The sequence below is a fragment of the Ralstonia chuxiongensis genome (assembly GCF_024158925.1).
In the GTDB taxonomy this organism is placed as follows: domain Bacteria; phylum Pseudomonadota; class Gammaproteobacteria; order Burkholderiales; family Burkholderiaceae; genus Ralstonia; species Ralstonia chuxiongensis.
On record NZ_JAMYWC010000008.1, the window covers coordinates 114,454 to 131,734 of the forward strand.

At 61.6% G+C, this 17,281-nt stretch carries 18 protein-coding genes and 1 tRNA gene; 15 read left to right on the plus strand and 4 right to left on the minus strand.

The features are described 5' to 3' along the window. The first annotated feature begins 1 nt into the window (after position 1). Complete coding sequence (locus NKG59_RS23365) at positions 2-748, plus strand: Nif3-like dinuclear metal center hexameric protein (RefSeq protein ID WP_253541913.1); 747 nt, start codon at positions 2-4, stop codon at positions 746-748. Positions 749-759: 11 nt separating this feature from the next. On the opposite strand, the gene mscL is transcribed toward NKG59_RS23365, so the two are convergent. Continuing rightward, on the minus strand, positions 760-1,188 hold the full coding sequence (gene mscL, locus NKG59_RS23370) for a large conductance mechanosensitive channel protein MscL (RefSeq protein ID WP_252694989.1): 429 nt from the start codon (positions 1,186-1,188) through the stop codon (positions 760-762). Positions 1,189-1,433: 245 nt separating this feature from the next. Between mscL and petA the strand changes: the two genes are divergently transcribed. The 6 genes from petA (at position 1,434) to NKG59_RS23400 (ending at position 5,662) form a co-directional block, all read left to right on the plus strand. Beyond that, positions 1,434-2,042 carry a ubiquinol-cytochrome c reductase iron-sulfur subunit gene (petA, locus tag NKG59_RS23375; RefSeq protein ID WP_045203063.1) on the plus strand — a complete coding sequence of 203 codons (609 nt, stop codon included), beginning with the start codon at positions 1,434-1,436 and terminating at the stop codon, positions 2,040-2,042. Then, positions 2,042-3,445, plus strand: coding sequence for a cytochrome b (locus tag NKG59_RS23380; RefSeq protein ID WP_045203112.1), 1,404 nt, complete (start codon positions 2,042-2,044; stop codon positions 3,443-3,445). Before petA ends, NKG59_RS23380 begins: the two co-directional genes overlap by 1 nt. Positions 3,446-3,482: 37 nt before the next feature. Further along, positions 3,483-4,226, plus strand: coding sequence for a cytochrome c1 (locus NKG59_RS23385; protein ID WP_024977815.1), 744 nt, complete (start codon positions 3,483-3,485; stop codon positions 4,224-4,226). A 149-nt stretch (positions 4,227-4,375) separates the two neighbouring features. Further along, the gene (locus tag NKG59_RS23390; protein ID WP_004634649.1) at positions 4,376-4,987 is read left to right on the plus strand and encodes a glutathione S-transferase N-terminal domain-containing protein; all 612 of its coding nucleotides are present in this window, start codon (positions 4,376-4,378) and stop codon (positions 4,985-4,987) included. Positions 4,988-5,059: 72 nt separating this feature from the next. Next, entirely contained in the window at positions 5,060-5,557 is a 498-nt protein-coding gene (locus tag NKG59_RS23395; RefSeq protein ID WP_253541915.1) for a ClpXP protease specificity-enhancing factor, read from the plus strand. 29 nt (positions 5,558-5,586) lie between these two features. After that, positions 5,587-5,662 (plus strand) — tRNA-Thr (locus NKG59_RS23400). A 71-nt stretch (positions 5,663-5,733) separates the two neighbouring features. Here the strand turns inward: NKG59_RS23400 and NKG59_RS23405 are convergent. After that, positions 5,734-6,063: a hypothetical protein gene (locus NKG59_RS23405; RefSeq protein ID WP_253541917.1), complete on the minus strand. Its 330-nt coding sequence runs from the start codon at positions 6,061-6,063 to the stop codon at positions 5,734-5,736. A gap of 468 nt (positions 6,064-6,531) precedes the next feature. On the opposite strand from NKG59_RS23405, the gene NKG59_RS23410 reads away from it, so the two are divergent. From NKG59_RS23410 to ettA, 8 genes are all read left to right on the plus strand, one after another. Next, complete coding sequence (locus NKG59_RS23410) at positions 6,532-7,944, plus strand: carbohydrate porin (RefSeq protein WP_253541920.1); 1,413 nt, start codon at positions 6,532-6,534, stop codon at positions 7,942-7,944. 224 nt (positions 7,945-8,168) lie between these two features. Continuing rightward, positions 8,169-8,375: a hypothetical protein gene (locus NKG59_RS23415; RefSeq protein ID WP_253541923.1), complete on the plus strand. Its 207-nt coding sequence runs from the start codon at positions 8,169-8,171 to the stop codon at positions 8,373-8,375. A 45-nt stretch (positions 8,376-8,420) separates the two neighbouring features. Further along, entirely contained in the window at positions 8,421-10,064 is a 1,644-nt protein-coding gene (locus NKG59_RS23420; RefSeq protein ID WP_253541926.1) for an NRAMP family divalent metal transporter, read from the plus strand. Positions 10,065-10,679: 615 nt separating this feature from the next. Then, entirely contained in the window at positions 10,680-11,666 is a 987-nt protein-coding gene (gene cyoA, locus NKG59_RS23425) for a ubiquinol oxidase subunit II (protein WP_253541928.1), read from the plus strand. A gap of 9 nt (positions 11,667-11,675) precedes the next feature. Next, positions 11,676-13,655, plus strand: coding sequence for a cytochrome o ubiquinol oxidase subunit I (gene cyoB / locus NKG59_RS23430; RefSeq protein ID WP_045203070.1), 1,980 nt, complete (start codon positions 11,676-11,678; stop codon positions 13,653-13,655). A gap of 3 nt (positions 13,656-13,658) precedes the next feature. After that, entirely contained in the window at positions 13,659-14,300 is a 642-nt protein-coding gene (gene cyoC, locus NKG59_RS23435; RefSeq protein WP_253541931.1) for a cytochrome o ubiquinol oxidase subunit III, read from the plus strand. Continuing rightward, complete coding sequence (locus NKG59_RS23440; RefSeq protein ID WP_024977806.1) at positions 14,301-14,669, plus strand: cytochrome o ubiquinol oxidase subunit IV; 369 nt, start codon at positions 14,301-14,303, stop codon at positions 14,667-14,669. A gap of 149 nt (positions 14,670-14,818) precedes the next feature. Then, the gene (gene ettA, locus NKG59_RS23445; RefSeq protein WP_024977805.1) at positions 14,819-16,486 is read left to right on the plus strand and encodes an energy-dependent translational throttle protein EttA; all 1,668 of its coding nucleotides are present in this window, start codon (positions 14,819-14,821) and stop codon (positions 16,484-16,486) included. A 36-nt stretch (positions 16,487-16,522) separates the two neighbouring features. Here ettA and NKG59_RS23450 read toward each other — a convergent pair whose 3' ends face one another. Both NKG59_RS23450 and NKG59_RS23455 read right to left on the minus strand, forming a co-directional pair. Further along, on the minus strand, positions 16,523-16,756 hold the full coding sequence (locus tag NKG59_RS23450; RefSeq protein ID WP_024977804.1) for a CDGSH iron-sulfur domain-containing protein: 234 nt from the start codon (positions 16,754-16,756) through the stop codon (positions 16,523-16,525). 10 nt (positions 16,757-16,766) lie between these two features. After that, positions 16,767-17,255 (minus strand): aminoacyl-tRNA deacylase, encoded by a 489-nt coding sequence (locus NKG59_RS23455; protein WP_253541934.1) that lies wholly within the window; start codon positions 17,253-17,255, stop codon positions 16,767-16,769. Positions 17,256-17,281 lie beyond the last annotated feature (26 nt).

Genomic DNA, 17,281 nt, shown 5'->3' on the forward strand with positions numbered 1-17,281 from the left:
AATGGATCGAAAAGAACTTGAATTGTACTTGAACGACCTGTTGCAGGCGGCCCGTTTTCGGGACTATTGCCCCAATGGTCTACAGGTACAAGGGCGTGACACCATTACGCATATCGTGACGGGCGTGACGGCCAGCCTAGCGTTGATCGAAGCCGCCATCGAAGCGCGTGCCGACGCCATCCTCGTGCATCACGGTTACTTCTGGAAGGGGGAGGACGGCCGTGTCGTGGGCCAGAAGCATGCGCGCTTGAAGCAACTTCTGGCGCACGATCTCAATCTGTTCGCGTATCACCTCCCCCTCGATGCGCACCCTGAGCTGGGCAACAACGCACAGCTGGGTGCGTTGCTGGGCATCTCGCCCCAGGGCCGGTTCGGCGACGATGAACTCGGCTGGATTGGTACGCTTGCCGAAGGGACCACGCTGGGCGCTTTCGCGCAGACGGTATCGGCCAAGCTGAATCGGATGCCCCTCGTGATTGGCGAGGAGGATCGTCCGGTGCGCACAGTCGGTTGGTGCACGGGCGGTGCCCAAGGCTGGTTTGATGCCGCCGTGGCCGCCGGTGTGGACGTGTATCTGAGCGGTGAAGCGTCTGAGCAGACAACGCATCTGGCGCGCGAATCGGGGGTCGCCTACATTGGTGCGGGCCACCACGCCACTGAGCGCGGCGGCGTTCGGGCGCTCGGCAATCACTTGGCCGAGCGCTTCAGCGTGCGTCACACCTTTATCGATATCCCGAATCCGGTGTGATTCGCGTCTGATTACGGCTTGTTCTTCAGGCTGTCGCGAATCTCGCGAAGCAGCAGGATGTTCTCTGGTGTTTCGGCCGGCGCTGCCGGCGGGTTGGCGTCGATCACGCGCGTGATGGCGCGCACCATCAGAAACACGATAAACGCCAGAATCAGAAAATTGACCGCCACGGTGATGAAGTTGCCGTAGGCGAAGACTGGCACGCCGGCCTTCTTCAGATCGGCAAGGGTGTGCGGCACACCCGCAGGTGCCTCTGCGAGTTGGATGAACAGGTTCGAGAAATCCAGCTTGCCCACGATGCGGCTGATTAGCGGCATGATCAGATCATTGACAAGCGAATCGACGATTTTGCCGAATGCCGCACCGATGATCACGCCCACTGCCAGGTCGATCACGTTGCCGCGCATCGCGAATTTCTTGAAGTCTTGCATCAGTGCCATCGGTTTTCTCCGGATTGTTTGATTCGAGACAAACGGTCAAGCTAGCGAACGGTTGACCTGAATTGTTGAAAGCGAGGTTGCAAGAGACATGCCGAAGCCTTGCCTGTACTGGGCTGGCGGGCAATCGGTGCGTCCACTATATCTGCAACGACCGCCCCTCGCGACCGCTACCGTTGGCTAGGTACGGTCGGGTATAATTTTTGGTTGACGCGAATCTATCTTGATTTCTCATCCTGGGGTCTTGAATGAGTGACCAGCAAAACGTGGACAAGGGTCGCCGTAATCTATTGATTGCGACATCCGTGGCTGGTGGTGTGGGAGGGGTTGCAGTTGCGGCCCCTTTCGTTTGCACATTCGCACCATCTGAAAAAGCCCGTGCAGCGGGCGCGCCCATAGAGGCCGACGTGAGTGACCTGGCCCCCGGCCAGATGAAGGTGGTGGAATGGCGCGGCAAGCCGGTCTGGCTGCTCAAGCGCACGCCCGACATGCTGGAATCGCTCAAGAAGACCGATAACGAAGTCGCTGACCCCAAGTCCGACGTGCCCTTCACCATGAAGACGCCGGACTATTGCAAGAACGAAACCCGCTCCCGTGCCGAGCATAAAGACCTGCTGGTCGTGGTCGGCATCTGCTCCCATCTTGGCTGCTCCCCGTCTGGTCCGTTTCCCGCGGGCGCCAATGTGCAGCTTGCCGGAGACCCCGGCTTCGTCTGCCCGTGTCACGGCTCCACGTTCGATCTGGCTGGCCGCGTGTTCAAGAACAAGCCCGCGCCGCAGAACCTCGACGTTCCGCCGTACATGTTCCTGTCCGACACGAAGCTGGTGATCGGTAAAGACGAGAAAGGAGAGGCTTGATCATGGCCGAGAAGAAGGTGGAGACAACCGGGCTGCTGGGCTGGATCGATGCACGCTTCCCGGCATCGGAGCTGTGGAAGGCGCATCTGTCGGAGTACTACGCGCCGAAGAATTTCAACTTCTGGTATTTCTTCGGATCGCTGGCGCTGCTGGTGCTGGTGATCCAGATCGTCACGGGCATCTTCCTGGTGATGAACTACAAGCCAGACGGCACACTCAACGCCGCCGGCATCCCCGTCGCCTATGCGAGCGTGGAGTTCATCATGCGCGAGGTGCCGTGGGGCTGGCTGGTGCGCTACATGCACTCGACCGGCGCTTCGGCGTTCTTCATCGTCGTGTATATGCACATGTTCCGCGGCATGCTGTACGGCTCGTACCGTAAGCCGCGCGAGCTGGTTTGGATCTTCGGCTGCCTGATCTTCCTATGCCTGATGGCCGAAGCCTTCATGGGCTATCTGCTGCCATGGGGCCAGATGTCGTACTGGGGCGCGCAGGTGATCGTGAACCTGTTCTCCGCTATCCCGCTGATCGGCCCGGACCTGTCACTTTGGATTCGCGGCGACTACGTGGTGTCCGACGCGACGCTGAACCGCTTCTTCTCGTTCCACGTCATCGCTGTGCCCCTGGTGTTGCTGGGCCTGGTGGTAGCGCACATTATCGCGCTGCACGAAGTGGGCTCCAACAACCCGGACGGCGTCGAGATCAAGGCCAAGAAGGATGAGCGCGGCATTCCGCTCGACGGCATTCCGTTCCACCCGTATTACTCGGTGCACGACGTCGTCGGCGTCGCGGTCTTCCTGTTCATCTTCAGCGCGATCGTGTTCTTCGCGCCGGAAATGGGCGGCTACTTCCTGGAAGCCAATAACTTCATCCCGGCAGACTCGCTGAAGACGCCGCTGCATATTGCGCCGGTCTGGTACTTCACGCCGTTCTACTCGATGCTGCGCGCGACTACGTCGGACTTCCTGCCGTGGCTGTGGGGCTTCATCGCGATCATGCTGGGTCTGCTGTTCGTGCGTTCCAAGAGCATGAAGGTCAAGGGCGTGGCGGTAGCTGTGGCCGTGGTCTTGGCGCTGGGCTTCGCTTTCATCGACGCGAAGTTCTGGGGTGTGGTGGTGATGGGCGGTTCGGTGGTGATCTTCTTCTTCCTGCCGTGGCTGGATCAGTCGCCGGTCAAGTCGATCCGCTATCGCCCGGGCTTCCACAAGACGCTGCTGATCCTCTTCGTGATCGCCTTTGCGGTGCTGGGCTATCTGGGCATTCAGCCGCCGAGCCCGATCGGTTCGATCATCTCGCAGATCGGCACCATTCTGTACTTCGCGTTCTTCCTCGCGATGCCGATCTGGAGCCAGATCGGGACGTTCAAGCCAGTGCCTGAGCGCGTCACATTCACGCCGCACTGATTCGAGCCGAGCACAAGGACCCATGAAGGACACAAGAATGAAAAAGCTGCTTGCGATTTTCGCCTTGGCCGGTCTCGTGTTTGCCGCGCCTGTGATGGCCAATGAGGGCGGCGTGCCGCTCGATCCGGCGCCCAACCAGTCCAGCGACACGTCTGCGCTGCAGCGCGGTGCCAAGCTGTTCGTCAACTATTGCCTGAACTGCCACGGCGCCAGCGCCATGCGCTACAACCGCCTGCGCGACATCGGTTTGAGCGAGGAGCAGATCAAGCAAAACCTGCTGTTCTCGTCAGACAAGGTCGGCGACACGATGCACATCGCCATGGACCGCGAGGACGCGAAGAAGTGGTTTGGTGCCGTACCGCCGGACCTGTCGGTGATTGCCCGGGCGCGCGGCAGCGACTGGCTCTACACCTACCTTCGCACGTTCTACCGTGACGACACGCGTCCGACCGGCTGGAACAACCTGGTCTTCGACAAGGTCGGCATGCCGCATGTGCTGTGGGAGCTGCAAGGCCAGCAAGTGCCGAAGTACGCCGAAGTGAAGTCCGAGCATGGCGAAGCCGAGAAGAAGCTCGTTGGCCTTGAAGTGACGGTCCCGGGCAAGATGAATAAGGTCGAATATGACCAGGCAGTCGCCGATCTGGTCAGTTATTTGGACTGGATGGCTGAGCCTGCGGGCAACCTGCGCAAGCGCCTCGGCGTCTGGGTATTGTTGTTCATTGGCGTGTTCTTCGTGCTGGCCTGGCGCCTGAATGCGGCCTATTGGAAGGACATCAAGTAAAATCCGTGTTTTCCGGGCAAGGGCTAGGCCGGTGGAGAACTGGCTCTAGCCCTTTGCCTTTTCGCTTTTGTGCCGTGGCGATGTCATTTGTCGTCACGGCTGTACCGTCATAGGGCCGCCCCCGGCCCATGCGCCAAGGAACTACAACCATGATGGTCTTGTACTCGGGCACCACTTGCCCGTTCTCGCAGCGTTGCCGCCTCGTCCTGTTCGAAAAGGGCATGGATTTCGAGATTCGCGACGTCGATCTCTTCAACAAGCCGGAAGATATCGCGGTGATGAACCCGTACGGCCAGGTGCCCATCCTGGTTGAGCGCGACCTGATTCTGTACGAGTCGAACATCATCAACGAGTACATCGATGAGCGCTTCCCGCACCCGCAGCTGATGCCGGCCGATCCGGTGCAGCGCGCCCGCGCCCGCCTGTTCCTGTTCAACTTCGAGAAGGAACTGTTCACGCACGTCTCCGTGCTCGAGAACGAAAAGGGCAAGGCCGCCGAGAAGAATCACGAGAAGGCACGTGCGGCCATCCGCGACCGCCTTACGCAGCTGGCTCCGATCTTCCTGAAGAACAAGTACATGCTGGGCGAAGAGTTCTCGATGCTGGACGTGGCGATTGCGCCGCTGCTGTGGCGCCTGGACCACTACGGTATTGAGGTCTCCAAGAATGCGGCCCCGCTGATGAAATACGCTGAGCGTATCTTCAGCCGTCCGGCGTATATTGAAGCGCTGACGCCGTCGGAAAAGGTCATGCGCCGCTGATTGCCGCTGGGTCGCCGGTCTCGCCCGGGTTGCACGTGTGCGCGGCCGCGCCCAACGGTCACTGATTTCATCATGTCGGAAACATCCACCAAGCCCTATCTGATCCGTGCCATCTATGAATGGTGCACGGATAACGGCTTCACGCCGTACATCGCTGTCTTCGTCGACAAGAGCACCAACGTGCCGCGCGAGTTCGTCAAGAACGACGAAATCGTGCTGAACGTGAGCTTTGACGCGACCAGCCAGCTCGACATGGGCAACGAGTGGATCACGTTCCACGCGCGGTTCTCGGGCGTGTCGCGCAAGATCGAAGTGCCGATTGAAAACGTACTTGCCGTGTATGCGCGCGAGAACGGGCAGGGTATGGCATTCCCGGTAGAGCGCAGCACGCCGACGACACAGGCCGCGACCGAACGCGAGAACAATCCGCCGCCCAAGCTGGCCGCGGTGGACTCTGAGTCGGTGCCTGCGCCGGTCCCTGTCGAAGCGGAACCCGGCCCGGAAGACGAACCGACACCGCCGAATGTGCCGCGCATCGGTGGCAAGCCCGCACTAAAGGTCGTCAAGTAACGCGTGTTAGGTTAGAATCGCGTTTCTTTGCCGGCTTAGCTCATCTGGTAGAGCAGTTGATTTGTAATCATCAGGTGGCGGGTTCGAGTCCTGCAGCCGGCACCAGCATCACGAAAACGGTCTCCCTTGCGGAGGCCGTTTTCTTTTGTCCGGCGGCCCGTTCAGCTTTGCGAGCCTCAACCGCGCCGCACCCAGATCACCTTGCCGCCCTGAATGCCCAGATTGCGGCGTTCTTCACGGTAATCCATGGTGCCGGGCAGGGCTCTGCCACCGCGCTCGCTGATGCGCCAGATGCAGCCGTTGAGCAGGGCGGCAGCGTCCTGTTCGGATTTGCCGATCAGGGCGTTGTCAGGACCTGCGGCCGCCTGGCAAGTGGCCGTGGCTGGTGTGTGTTCGGCCATCTTGGATTCGGCCCCGTTCCTGGTCTGTTCTGAGACTGCCGTCGAGCAGCCGGCCATGCCCGCTATTGCAGCAATCGTAGTGAGCAGCGTTGCTAAGCGCGTCATACAACCTCCGTCTGATATCGCTGTGGCGAGCGCCCTCACGTGATGCGCTCGATCGTGATTGCAGTGTATCGATGCCGACTTGCGAGACGCCTCTTATCGGGTTGTTGCCGTCGCGCAATGGGCTTCGTAACAGCTCCAAGAAAACGCTTGCCGCCGTCAACGAGACTTTGTTACTCTGCGCCCCGTCATAGCTACGGAGTGCATCTCCATGGACAGTTGTTCTAGTCGATCCTCGATCGCACATTGAACGGCTAGACAGTCTCGGCGCACCGTCTTCGCGCCTCACCACTGCCTAGCCGTATTGCACGGCGGGTGGTGGCGCTTGCGTAGGTTCTCTGCGCAAGTCCTTTCCTGAATTCGATTGTTGTATCCGGCACAGCCGCGTGGCTGCGTGCGTTTGCGCGCGCCGTGACGCGGCGCGGCCGACGTTCGCCTACGCCCGTCAGAGAAACGGGCGGGGGAGGTCTCATGCTGTTTCTCTCAATGCTGCAGTACGTTTGGGTGGCGGTGCGCCCGCTGGTTTGGGTTCGCCTGCTGATGGGCGTGGCGGCCATTGTGTCGGTGATGTCGATGGCGGATGCGGCGGATGTACCCGCTTCAGCGGGTGACGTTTCGCGCATCGCCAGCGGCGAACTGGACGACCGTTTCGGTTTCCATGGCCAAACCACCTACGTGTGGCAACGCAAACCTGCATTCGACGCTGCGGTCAGCGGCGGCAACAGCCTCGGCGCCGCCCGCGCCAAGAGCTATTCCTTCACGGCCACGCTCGACTTGGGCATGCGTTTGTGGACGGGCGCCGAGTTCCACTTCAACCCCGAGGTCGCGCAGGGCGTGGCGTTCTCGGAGCTGCATGGCCTCGGTGGCTTGCCCAACGGCGAGCTGGCCAAGACGGCCGGGACGAATCCAACGCTGTACCGCGCCCGCGCTTTCCTGCGCCAGACGTGGGGCCTGGGAGGCGACACGGAAAAGGTCGACGCCGATTTCAACCAGTTCGCCAACGTCGTCGACAAGCGCCGTGTGGTGCTGACTGCCGGCAACTTCGCCGTGCCCGATGTGTTTGATGCGGTGTCGTATGCGCAGGACCCGCGCACGCAGTTCTTGAACTGGTCGTTCATGGCGCATCCGTCGTTCGACTATCCCGCCGATGCGCGTGGCTACAACTGGGGCGTGGCGCTTGAGTACGTCGACAGTGAGAACGGTTGGGCCGTGCGCGCTGGCCGCTTCCTGCAGCCGGAACAATCGAACGGTTTGCCGCTCGACACGCGGTTCCTCAAGCACTACGGCGACGTCCTCGAGCTGGAGAAGCGCTACACGCTGTTCGGCCAGGAAGGCACGGCGCGGTTGCTCGGTTGGCGCAACGAGGCGCGCATGGGCCGGTTTGACGATGCGATGGCGCTGGGCGCGGCCATTGGTGCAGCGCCCGATGTCGGGCAGATGCGCAAGGAGCACGCCAAGTTGGGCGTTGGCGTCTCTTTCGAACAGAAGGCCGGCGACAACCTCGGCCTGTTCGCACGTCTGAACTGGTCGGACGACAAGACCGAGACATACGCCTTTACCGAAGTTGGCCGGAGCGTGTCGTTTGGTGGATTGCTCAAGGGTGCTGCTTGGCGCCGTCCGAACGATGTGCTGGGCGTGGCCGTCGCGGTGAATATGCTGGGGCCCGATCACCGCGCCTATCTGGCCGCGGGCGGCAGCGGCGCGTTCCTTGGCGATGGCGGCTTGAACTATGGCCACGAGCGCGTGGTCGAGCTTTTCTACAGCCTGCAGGTAACCAAGGCGCTGGCGATCAGCCCGGATTTCCAGCTCATTCAGAACCCAGGCTACAACCGCGATCGCGGTCCGGCCAAGTTCGTGGGCGTGCGCGTCCACGCCGAGTTCTAACCGTAGGAGGACCCATATGGACAGTCCGAGTCGACCTTACCGAACGTCTTTTTCTCACTAGGCGAGTCTGCCGCACGGTTGTTCCTTGCTGCTGACTTGCCGCCCTGGCAAGGCAGCGGTGTCTGCATCGCTCCTTGATCGTTTCGACTATGCCGCCGCGTGTGTTCAACGCGCGCGGCCATTGCTGCGTGCCGGGCGTCTGTGCACGCGGCGAGGAGTGTGTCATGCGCAAATTCAATATTCCCGCTCGTCGTTTCTCGGCGATCGCACTGCCGTTCAGTTCGCCGTTTGTGCAGGCCCGGGCCGGTGCGCCCGAGCGTGCCGACGCCGCGTCGACCACGTCCAACCGGCGCGCCGGTGACGGCGGCCAAACGCTTTCCAACCACGGCTACGCGGCCGCGGCCATCCGGCTCTCGCGCACCTATTGGTAGTTCAACGGCGGGTAATCCGACAACACAACACAAACGGAGGTCGACATGACCCAATTCGCTTCGGGCATCGACGCACCACCACGTCATGCCGCGCTCGACGATGCCCATGTGGGCGAAATTCGCGGTGCGCTTGGCACCATCGCGCATCACGATACGGGCGCACGCAATAGCTGGCGGGCGCGCTTGCGAACGCTGCTCGCCATCCTCGGGCCTGGCCTGATCGTGATGGTTGGCGACAACGACGCCGGCGCCTTCGGCACGTACACAGAGGCTGGGCAGAACTACGGCACCACGCTGCTGTGGACGCTATTGCTGCTCATTCCGGTGCTGTACGTGAACCAGGAGATGGTGCTGCGCTTGGGCGCCGTCACGCGCGTTGGCCATGCTCGGTTGATCTTTGCGCGCTTCGGCAAGTTCTGGGGCAGCTTCTCCGTCATCGATCTGTTCCTCGTGAACGCGCTGACGCTCGTGACGGAGTTCATTGGCATCAGCCTGGCACTTGAGTACCTCGGCATCCCGCGGCATTGGGGCGTGTGCGCGGCGGCGGCGTTGGTGATGCTGGCCGCGTCCACCGGAGATTTCCGCCGCTTCGAGCGCTTTGCGCTGGTGCTGGTGGCGGGCAGCCTCACGCTCATCCCGGTGTTCGTGATGGTGCATCCGCCGATGGCGCAGGTGGCGCGCGATTTCTTCGTGCCGGCGCTGCCGGCGGGGGCACCGCTGGCCGAGGTGATGTTGCTGATCATCGCCATCGTGGGCACGACCGTGGCGCCGTGGCAGTTGTTCTTCCAGCAGAGCTACGTGATCGACAAGCGCATCGCCGCGCGTTTCATTCGCTATGAACGCGCCGATTTGTGGCTCGGCATTGTCCTCGTGATTGCTGGCGCGGTGGCAATGATCGCCTTCAGCGCTCAAGCCTTTCACGGCACGCCGGAGTTCGGCAACTACACCGATGCGCTCGGCACGGCGCACGGCCTGGAGCGCCACTCGGGCCGCTGGGCCGGCGTGCTGTTTGCGATTGCGCTGCTGGATGCCAGCATCATCGGCGCGTGCGCGGTGTCGTTGTCGACCGCTTATGCGATTGGCGATGTGTTTGCCGTCCGGCACTCCCTGCATCGCAAGCCGACGGAGGCCAAGGGTTTCTATGCCGTGTACTTCGGGCTGACGTTGCTGGCCGCAGGGCTGGTGCTGACGCCGGGCGTGCCGCTCGGTCTGCTGACCAATGCCGTGCAATCGCTGGCAGGGGTGCTGTTGCCAAGCGCCACGGTGTTCCTGCTGCTGCTGTGCAACGACAAGGCTGTGTTGGGCCCGTGGACGAACGGTCGCGCGATGAACATATTCACCGGCGGTGTGGTGGCTGTGCTGGTGATGTTGTCGGTCATCCTCACTGCCGCCGTGCTGTTCCCGGGCATTGGCGAATTCGAGATTGGCGCCATCCTGATCGGCGGCACGCTGATCGCGGCGGTGATGTCGCTCGTGCTGTGGCGTATCGGGCGACGTACCCATCGGCCGCACCATCCGCGGCGCGTGAGTGTGCTGGATCGTGATCACTGGACCATGCCATCGCTTGAGCAGCTCACGCCTGCGCGCTGGACGCCACTCAAACGCACATGGATGTTTGTGCTGCGCGGTTACCTCGTTGTGGCGGCAGGGCTGGTGCTGGTGCGGATTGTTGGGCTCCTTAGCCAGTGACGCCGTCCTGTGAAGGACGAGGGAGCCAAGATGAGAATTGTTCTTATTATTCGCAGCCTATTTGGGCGCACATCTGGGGATAACGTCGGGTGCGCGCCACTGTGGCTGATTGTCGCAGTGCAACAACAGGCACTTTCGATTTGCTTACCCGCAAAGCCACGTAAACCCTAGCCGTACGGCGAGGGCATCACTTGTCAATCGACGCCGTTTTCTATTTGCCTGAGCACATAGCGCAATCCGGAGCGCCATCTGGCGGTAAGATCGCGCCCGCATTCCACTCCCAACCGCGCTCCCCCAACGGGCGCATGACGTAGTGCCTGCTCCGACCTTTTACGCCCCCGATCTGTCGTCCGCCGCTTTGTGCGACGCGGCGGCGCTCGACTTCGCCCATGCCCGGCATGAGCGAAGCCCGCCTCGCCAACTGAGGGCGTTGGGTTCAGCTTCTCCCTGACCGGCGCCTGATGTGATCGAAGATCCGCTGCTGCACCCAGGCCTATTCGGGGTGACGGTAGTTCGGTCTTTTCTCATTTCCCGCGTTTTTCCGCCTGTGGCCGCTGTCTGGGCTGCTGGGCTCCCGTGATGTCCGGAAGCATCGCCGGCGCAATTGTGCAAGACATGAAGAACACACTCGTTCCACATATGAAGCGGCTCCTCGCCGCAAGCCTCCCGCTCTTGCTGGCGGGTTGCAACCTGACGGTCCTGGACCCGAAGGGGATGATTGCGGCTGAAGAAAAGACGCTGATCCTGGTGGCGACCGGCCTGATGCTGCTAGTGGTCATCCCCGTGATCGTGCTGACGCTGGTGTTTGCGTGGAAGTACCGCGCGTCCAACACCAAGGCCCGCTACGAGCCGGACTGGTCGCACTCCAACGCCATCGAGGTCGTGGTGTGGCTGATCCCCTGCCTGATCATCATCGTGCTGGGCGTGATCACCTACAAGTCCACGCACGCGCTCGATCCGTACAAGCCGATCGAATCGGATGTGAAGCCCATCACCGTCGAGGCCGTTTCGCTCGACTGGAAGTGGCTGTTCATCTACCCGGAACTCAAGATCGCAACGGTCAATCAACTGGCGTTCCCGGCCAACACCCCGATCAGCTTCAAGATCACGTCCGACACGGTGATGAACGCGTTCTTCATCCCGCAGCTCGGCAGCCAGGTGTACGCCATGGCGGGCATGCAGACCAAGCTGCACCTGATCGCCAATGAGACCGGTGTGTTTGACGGCATGTCGTCGAACTACAGCGGCTCGGGTTTCACGGGCATGAAGTTCAAGGCCACGGCCATGACGAGCGAAGAGTTCGATGCCTGGGTCAAGCAGGTTCGTGAGTCGTCGCAGAACCTGACCAAGGAAGGCTACGCCGAGCTGTCCAAGCCGAGCGAGAAGGTGCCGCCAGCGGTGTATGCATCGGTCGACCCGACCCTGTATCACAGCATCCTGCACAAATACATGGACAAGATGGGCGAGGGCGAGAAGGTCCTGACGCTCGACGAGGCGCTCGAAGGCGCCAACTGCACGACGGCCACGGCTGAGGCGGCAACGCGTCCGCTGCCGGTGCAGTCCGCCCTGCCAGCGCCCAAGAGCGCGGCCAAGAATTCCTAGGAGTTGACGATGTTTGGCAAGTTGAGTCTGGAGGCCATTCCGCTGCACGAGCCCATCGTGGTCGTGACGGTGTCGGCCATTCTGTTGGGTGGCGCAGGTGTGTTCGGCCTGATCACCTATCTCAAGAAGTGGACCTACCTCTGGAATGAGTGGATCACCTCGGTCGATCACAAAAAGATCGGCGTGATGTACTGCATTCTGGCCATCGTGATGCTGCTGCGCGGCTTTGCCGACGCCATCATGATGCGCTCGCAACTGGCGGTCGCCTCGGGCGGTGGTGCCGGCTATCTGCCGCCTGAGCACTACGACCAGATCTTCACCGCGCACGGCGTGATCATGATTTTCTTCATGGCCATGCCGCTGATGACGGGCCTGATCAACCTGATCGTGCCGCTGCAGATTGGCGCGCGCGACGTGGCGTTCCCGTTCCTGAACACGCTGTCGTTCTGGCTGGCCGCCGCAGGTGTCGTGCTGATCAACGTGTCGCTGGGCGTGGGTGAATTCGCTCGCACCGGCTGGCTGGCATACCCGCCGCTGTCGGAGCTGGCGTACAGCCCGGGCGTGGGGGTCGATTACTACATCTGGGCGTTGCAGATATCGGGCCTGGGGACATTACTGACCGGCGTGAACTTCGTCGCGACCATCTTCAAGATGCGCGCGCCGGGCATGACGTTGATGCGCATGCCGATCTTCACCTGGACCGCCCTGTGCGCCAACATCCTGATCGTGGCCGCCTTCCCGGTGCTGACCGTGGCGCTGGCACTGCTGGGTGCCGACCGCTACCTGGACATGCACTTCTTCACGAACGGCGGCGGCGGTAACGCCATGCTGTACGTGAACCTGATCTGGATCTGGGGCCACCCCGAGGTGTACATCCTGATCCTGCCGGCCTTCGGCATGTTCTCGGAAATCGTCTCGACGTTCTCGCGCAAGAAGCTCTTCGGCTACACGTCGATGGTGTGGGCGACCGCCGGCATCACCGTGCTGTCGTTCCTGGTGTGGCTGCACCACTTCTTCACCATGGGCTCGGGTGCGAACGTCAACGCGTTCTTCGGTATCGCGACGATGATCATCTCGATCCCGACGGGCGTGAAGATCTTCAACTGGCTGTTCACGATGTACCGCGGCCGCGTCGAGCTGAACTCGATGATGCTGTGGACGATCGGCTTCATGATCACCTTCGTGATCGGCGGCATGACCGGCGTGCTGCTGGCTGTGCCGGGCGCCGACTTCCTGCTGCACAACAGCCTGTTCCTGATCGCTCACTTCCACAACACCATCATCGGTGGCGTGGTGTTCGGTTACCTGGCGGGTATCACGTACTGGTTCCCGAAGGCCTTCGGCTTCAAGCTGGACGAGAAGTGGGGCAAGCGCGCTTTCTGGTGCTGGTTCGTGGGTTTCTACACCGCGTTCATGCCGCTGTACGTGCTTGGCTTCATGGGCATGACGCGTCGTCTGAACCATACCGACAACCCGGCATGGCAACCGTGGCTGATCGTTGCCGTGATCGGCGCCGCGATCATCGCCTGCGGTATTGCTTCGCAGCTCATCCAGATCTTCGTGAGCATCCGCAACCGTCATGCGCTGGCTGATCTGACGGGCGACCCCTGGGGCGGCCGTACGCTGGAGTGGGCGACGTCGTCGCCGCCGGCGCACTACAACTTCGCACGCGTGCCGGTCATCCGTGACATCGACGCCTTTGCAGACATGAAGGCGCGCGGTGAAGTGCTGACGCAGGTTGCACCGAGCTACGAAAAGATCCACATGCCGAAGAACACCGGCGCCGGCTTCTTCATCGGCATGTTCTCGATCGTGATGGGCTTCGCGCTGATCTGGCACATCTGGTGGATGGCCGTGCTGGGCCTGGTCGGCATGATCGGCAGCTTCATCCTTCGCAGCAACAACGACGACATCGATTACTACGTGCCCGCTCACGAGGTTCACGAGACCGAGTCGGCCTACTTCCAACGTATCGGTTCGCAGGCTTAAACCATGGCTTCCAATGTTCTAGACGGTCACGCCGCGCACGGTCACGCGCACGGCCACGACCACGCGCATGACCATGCGCACCACCACGATGCCGCAGACACCAAGGTCTTCGGCTTCTGGGTGTACCTGATGAGCGACTTGATCATCTTCGCGTCGCTGTTTGCCACGTTCTGCGTCCTACGCGGTGCGACGGCAGGCGGCCCGACGGGCAAGGAACTCTTCGATCTGTCGTATGTGGCAATCGAAACCGGCATCCTGCTGGTGTCGTCCATCACCTACGGCATGGTGATGATCAGCCTGCAGAACGGCCGCAAGGATCAAGTGATGCTGTGGCTGGGCATCACGCTGCTGCTGGGCGCCGCGTTCGTCGGCATGGAAATCAACGAGTTCCACCACCTGATTACAGAGGGCGCGGGCCCGAGCCGCAGCGCGTTCCTGTCGTCGTTCTTCCTGCTGGTCGGTACGCACGGCCTGCACGTGGCGAGCGGCATGCTGTGGATCATCGTCCTGATGTGGCAGATCAGCCGCAAAGGGCTGACCCCGACGCAATCGACCCGCCTGTCGTGCCTGAGCCTGTTCTGGCACTTCTTGGACGTGGTGTGGATCGGCGTGTTTACCGTCGTGTATCTGCTGGGAGCGATGTAAATGGAACAGACCAACGTTTCGACGGGCATTGCCCACGATGATGCCCACGGCCATGCAGCTGGCGGCGCCGGCCATGCCACCGTCAAGGGCTACCTGATCGGCTTTGTGCTGGCTGTGATCCTGACGGCCATCCCGTTCAAGATGGTGATGGACGGCGGCTACTCGCACCAGACGGTGCTGGTGACGGTGATGGCCCTGGCGGTCGTGCAGATCGTCGTGCACCTGATCTATTTCCTGCACCTGGATGGCTCGTCCGCCCAGCGCTGGAACGTGATGGCCTTCCTGTTCACGCTGCTGATCCTGGCGATCGTCATTGTCGGCTCGCTGTGGGTCATGCATAACATGAACGCCAACATGATGACGATGTAACGAGGCTTGGCCTCTGTTGCATCGGAAGGGCGCCCCTGGTGGGCGCCTTTTCTTTTGCTCGTGCGGCCTTGAGCCTTGGGTTTGCCATGCCCCGGCTTTGTTAAACTCGCCGGGTTCCCCATTTCTGCGTTTCCCCCCGCAATTCCGCCATGTCACAGTACGTTTTCACCATGAACCGCGTGGGCAAGATCGTTCCGCCCAAGCGCCAGATCCTCAAGGACATCTCGCTGTCGTTCTTCCCGGGCGCCAAGATCGGTGTGCTGGGTCTGAACGGCTCGGGCAAGTCGACCGTGCTCAAGATCATGGCCGGCCTCGACAAGGACATCGAAGGCGAAGCCACGCCGATGCCCAACCTGAACATCGGTTACCTGCCGCAGGAGCCGCAGCTCGATCCCGCCAAGACCGTGCGTGAAGAGGTCGAGAGCGGCCTGGGCGAAGTGATGGATGCGCAAAAACAGCTCGAAGCGATCTACGCAGCGTATGCCGAGGAAGGCGCCGACTTCGACAAGCTGGCCGAAGAGCAGGCGCGCCTGGAAGCCATCATCGCCGCTGGTGCCGGTGACAACGTTGAACTGCAGCTTGAAATTGCCGCCGACGCACTGCGCCTGCCGCCGTGGGACGCCAAGATCGAGCACCTTTCGGGCGGCGAAAAGCGTCGCGTTGCGCTGTGCAAGCTGCTTCTCTCGCGCCCCGACATGCTGCTGCTCGACGAGCCGACCAACCACCTGGATGCCGAATCGGTGGACTGGCTTGAACAGTTCCTCACGCGCTTCCCGGGCACCGTGGTGGCCGTGACGCACGATCGCTACTTCCTCGATAACGCCGCTGAGTGGATTCTCGAACTCGACCGAGGCCACGGCATCCCCTGGAAGGGCAATTACAGCTCGTGGCTCGATCAGAAAGAGACGCGCCTGAAGCAGGAAGAGTCGAGCGAATCGGCCCGCCAGAAGGCGCTGAAGAAAGAACTGGAATGGGTGCGCCAGAACCCGAAGGGCCGTCAGGCCAAGTCGAAGGCGCGTCTGGCCCGCTTTGACGAGTTGAACAGCCAGGAATACCAGAAGCGCAACGAAACGCAGGAAATTTTCATCCCGGCCGGCGAGCGTCTGGGCAATGAAGTGATCGAATTCACCAACGTCAGCAAGAGCTATGGCGATCGCCTGCTGATCGACAACCTGAGCTTCACGATTCCGCCGGGCGCGATCGTCGGCATCATTGGCCCGAACGGCGCCGGCAAGTCGACGCTGTTCCGCATGATCACGGGCAAGGAGCAACCGGATTCGGGCACCATCAAGATCGGCCCGACGGTCAAGCTGGCTTACGTTGACCAGAGCCGCGACGCGCTGTCCGCAGACAAGACTGTCTTCGAAGAGATTTCGAACGGGTCCGACATCCTTACGGTGGGCCGGTATGAGACGCCATCGCGCGCCTACATCGGCCGCTTCAACTTCAAGGGTGGCGATCAGCAGAAGCACGTCGGCACGCTGTCGGGCGGCGAGCGTGGGCGCCTGCATCTGGCCAAGACGCTTATCTCGGGCGGCAACGTGCTGCTGCTGGATGAACCGTCCAACGACCTCGACGTGGAAACGCTGCGTGCCCTGGAAGACGCGCTACTCGAATTCGCGGGCTGCGTGATGGTGATTTCGCACGATCGCTGGTTCCTCGACCGCATCGCCACGCACATCATTGCCTTCGAAGGCGATTCGCACGTCGAATTCTTCCCGGGCAACTACCAGGAATACGAAGCCGACAAGAAGAAGCGTCTGGGCGAAGAGGGCGCGAAGCCCAAGCGTATCCGCTACAAGCCTGTCACGCGCTAAGCGAAAATATGCGGGTCTTTCGGCCCGCGTTCCTGCTTACGGCGAGCGGTCCGCCTCAACCGGCGCAGGCGCGTCGAGGTTGCTGTCAAACTCGACGCGCTTGTGCGAGCCGTCACAGAACGGCTTGTTCAGCGAGTGCCCGCAGCGGCACAGCCATGCCTGCCCTTCCTCCACCGGTAATTCGCGTCCGCCCTGGGTGACGATCCGGAAGCTTCCCTTGATGTGATACGGCCCGTTGTTGCGGACCGTGATGACAACGTCGTCGGCCATGGCCGCCTCCTCAGAAGAGGATGCCCTGCATGCGATACGCGAAGTGAGCGGGCTTGGCGTCGCGCATCAAGGCCATGAACTGATCCATGTCCATATGCACGACGTTTTCGTGGTCGCCAGCTTCAAAGTAGACGTCGCCGTGCGTCATCAAGCTGCTGTCGATGTAGGTCGGCATGCCGTAGGCCATGCCCACGGGCGGAACGGCCCCTGCATCGCAGTCCCGGAAGACTTCGCGCAACTCCGATTCATCGGCCAGCGTCAGGTCCATGCGCCCCGATTCCTTTTGCAGCTCGGACAGATGCAGGTGATACGTCGATGGCAACACGGCCGCGACATAGCCAAGCTTGTCTTCGAGCAGCAGCGTCTTGGCCAGACGGTCGCCCGGGACATGCGCAGATTGCGCGGTTTCAGTGCTCGTGTGGGTATGCGGATGACGAATCACCTCGTACAGGCAGCCCTTGCTGCGCAGGCAGCCGTCGAGGGTGCTGGAGATCGACATGGCGTCCTCCCGTGTGCTGTGCGACC

What these genes read in the sequence shown, in the direction of transcription:
- NKG59_RS23365 (WP_253541913.1), top strand. Translation starts at nt 2, where the DNA reads ATGGATCGAAAAGAACTTGAATTGTACTTGAACGACCTGTTGCAGGCG.
- mscL (WP_252694989.1), bottom strand. Translation starts at nt 1,188, where the DNA reads ATGGCACTGATGCAAGACTTCAAGAAATTCGCGATGCGCGGCAACGTG.
- petA (WP_045203063.1), top strand. Translation starts at nt 1,434, where the DNA reads ATGAGTGACCAGCAAAACGTGGACAAGGGTCGCCGTAATCTATTGATT.
- NKG59_RS23385 (WP_024977815.1), top strand. Translation starts at nt 3,483, where the DNA reads ATGAAAAAGCTGCTTGCGATTTTCGCCTTGGCCGGTCTCGTGTTTGCC.
- NKG59_RS23390 (WP_004634649.1), top strand. Translation starts at nt 4,376, where the DNA reads ATGATGGTCTTGTACTCGGGCACCACTTGCCCGTTCTCGCAGCGTTGC.
- NKG59_RS23395 (WP_253541915.1), top strand. Translation starts at nt 5,060, where the DNA reads ATGTCGGAAACATCCACCAAGCCCTATCTGATCCGTGCCATCTATGAA.
- NKG59_RS23405 (WP_253541917.1), bottom strand. Translation starts at nt 6,063, where the DNA reads ATGACGCGCTTAGCAACGCTGCTCACTACGATTGCTGCAATAGCGGGC.
- NKG59_RS23410 (WP_253541920.1), top strand. Translation starts at nt 6,532, where the DNA reads ATGCTGTTTCTCTCAATGCTGCAGTACGTTTGGGTGGCGGTGCGCCCG.
- NKG59_RS23415 (WP_253541923.1), top strand. Translation starts at nt 8,169, where the DNA reads ATGCGCAAATTCAATATTCCCGCTCGTCGTTTCTCGGCGATCGCACTG.
- NKG59_RS23420 (WP_253541926.1), top strand. Translation starts at nt 8,421, where the DNA reads ATGACCCAATTCGCTTCGGGCATCGACGCACCACCACGTCATGCCGCG.
- cyoA (WP_253541928.1), top strand. Translation starts at nt 10,680, where the DNA reads ATGAAGAACACACTCGTTCCACATATGAAGCGGCTCCTCGCCGCAAGC.
- cyoB (WP_045203070.1), top strand. Translation starts at nt 11,676, where the DNA reads ATGTTTGGCAAGTTGAGTCTGGAGGCCATTCCGCTGCACGAGCCCATC.
- cyoC (WP_253541931.1), top strand. Translation starts at nt 13,659, where the DNA reads ATGGCTTCCAATGTTCTAGACGGTCACGCCGCGCACGGTCACGCGCAC.
- NKG59_RS23440 (WP_024977806.1), top strand. Translation starts at nt 14,301, where the DNA reads ATGGAACAGACCAACGTTTCGACGGGCATTGCCCACGATGATGCCCAC.
- ettA (WP_024977805.1), top strand. Translation starts at nt 14,819, where the DNA reads ATGTCACAGTACGTTTTCACCATGAACCGCGTGGGCAAGATCGTTCCG.
- NKG59_RS23450 (WP_024977804.1), bottom strand. Translation starts at nt 16,756, where the DNA reads ATGGCCGACGACGTTGTCATCACGGTCCGCAACAACGGGCCGTATCAC.
- NKG59_RS23455 (WP_253541934.1), bottom strand. Translation starts at nt 17,255, where the DNA reads ATGTCGATCTCCAGCACCCTCGACGGCTGCCTGCGCAGCAAGGGCTGC.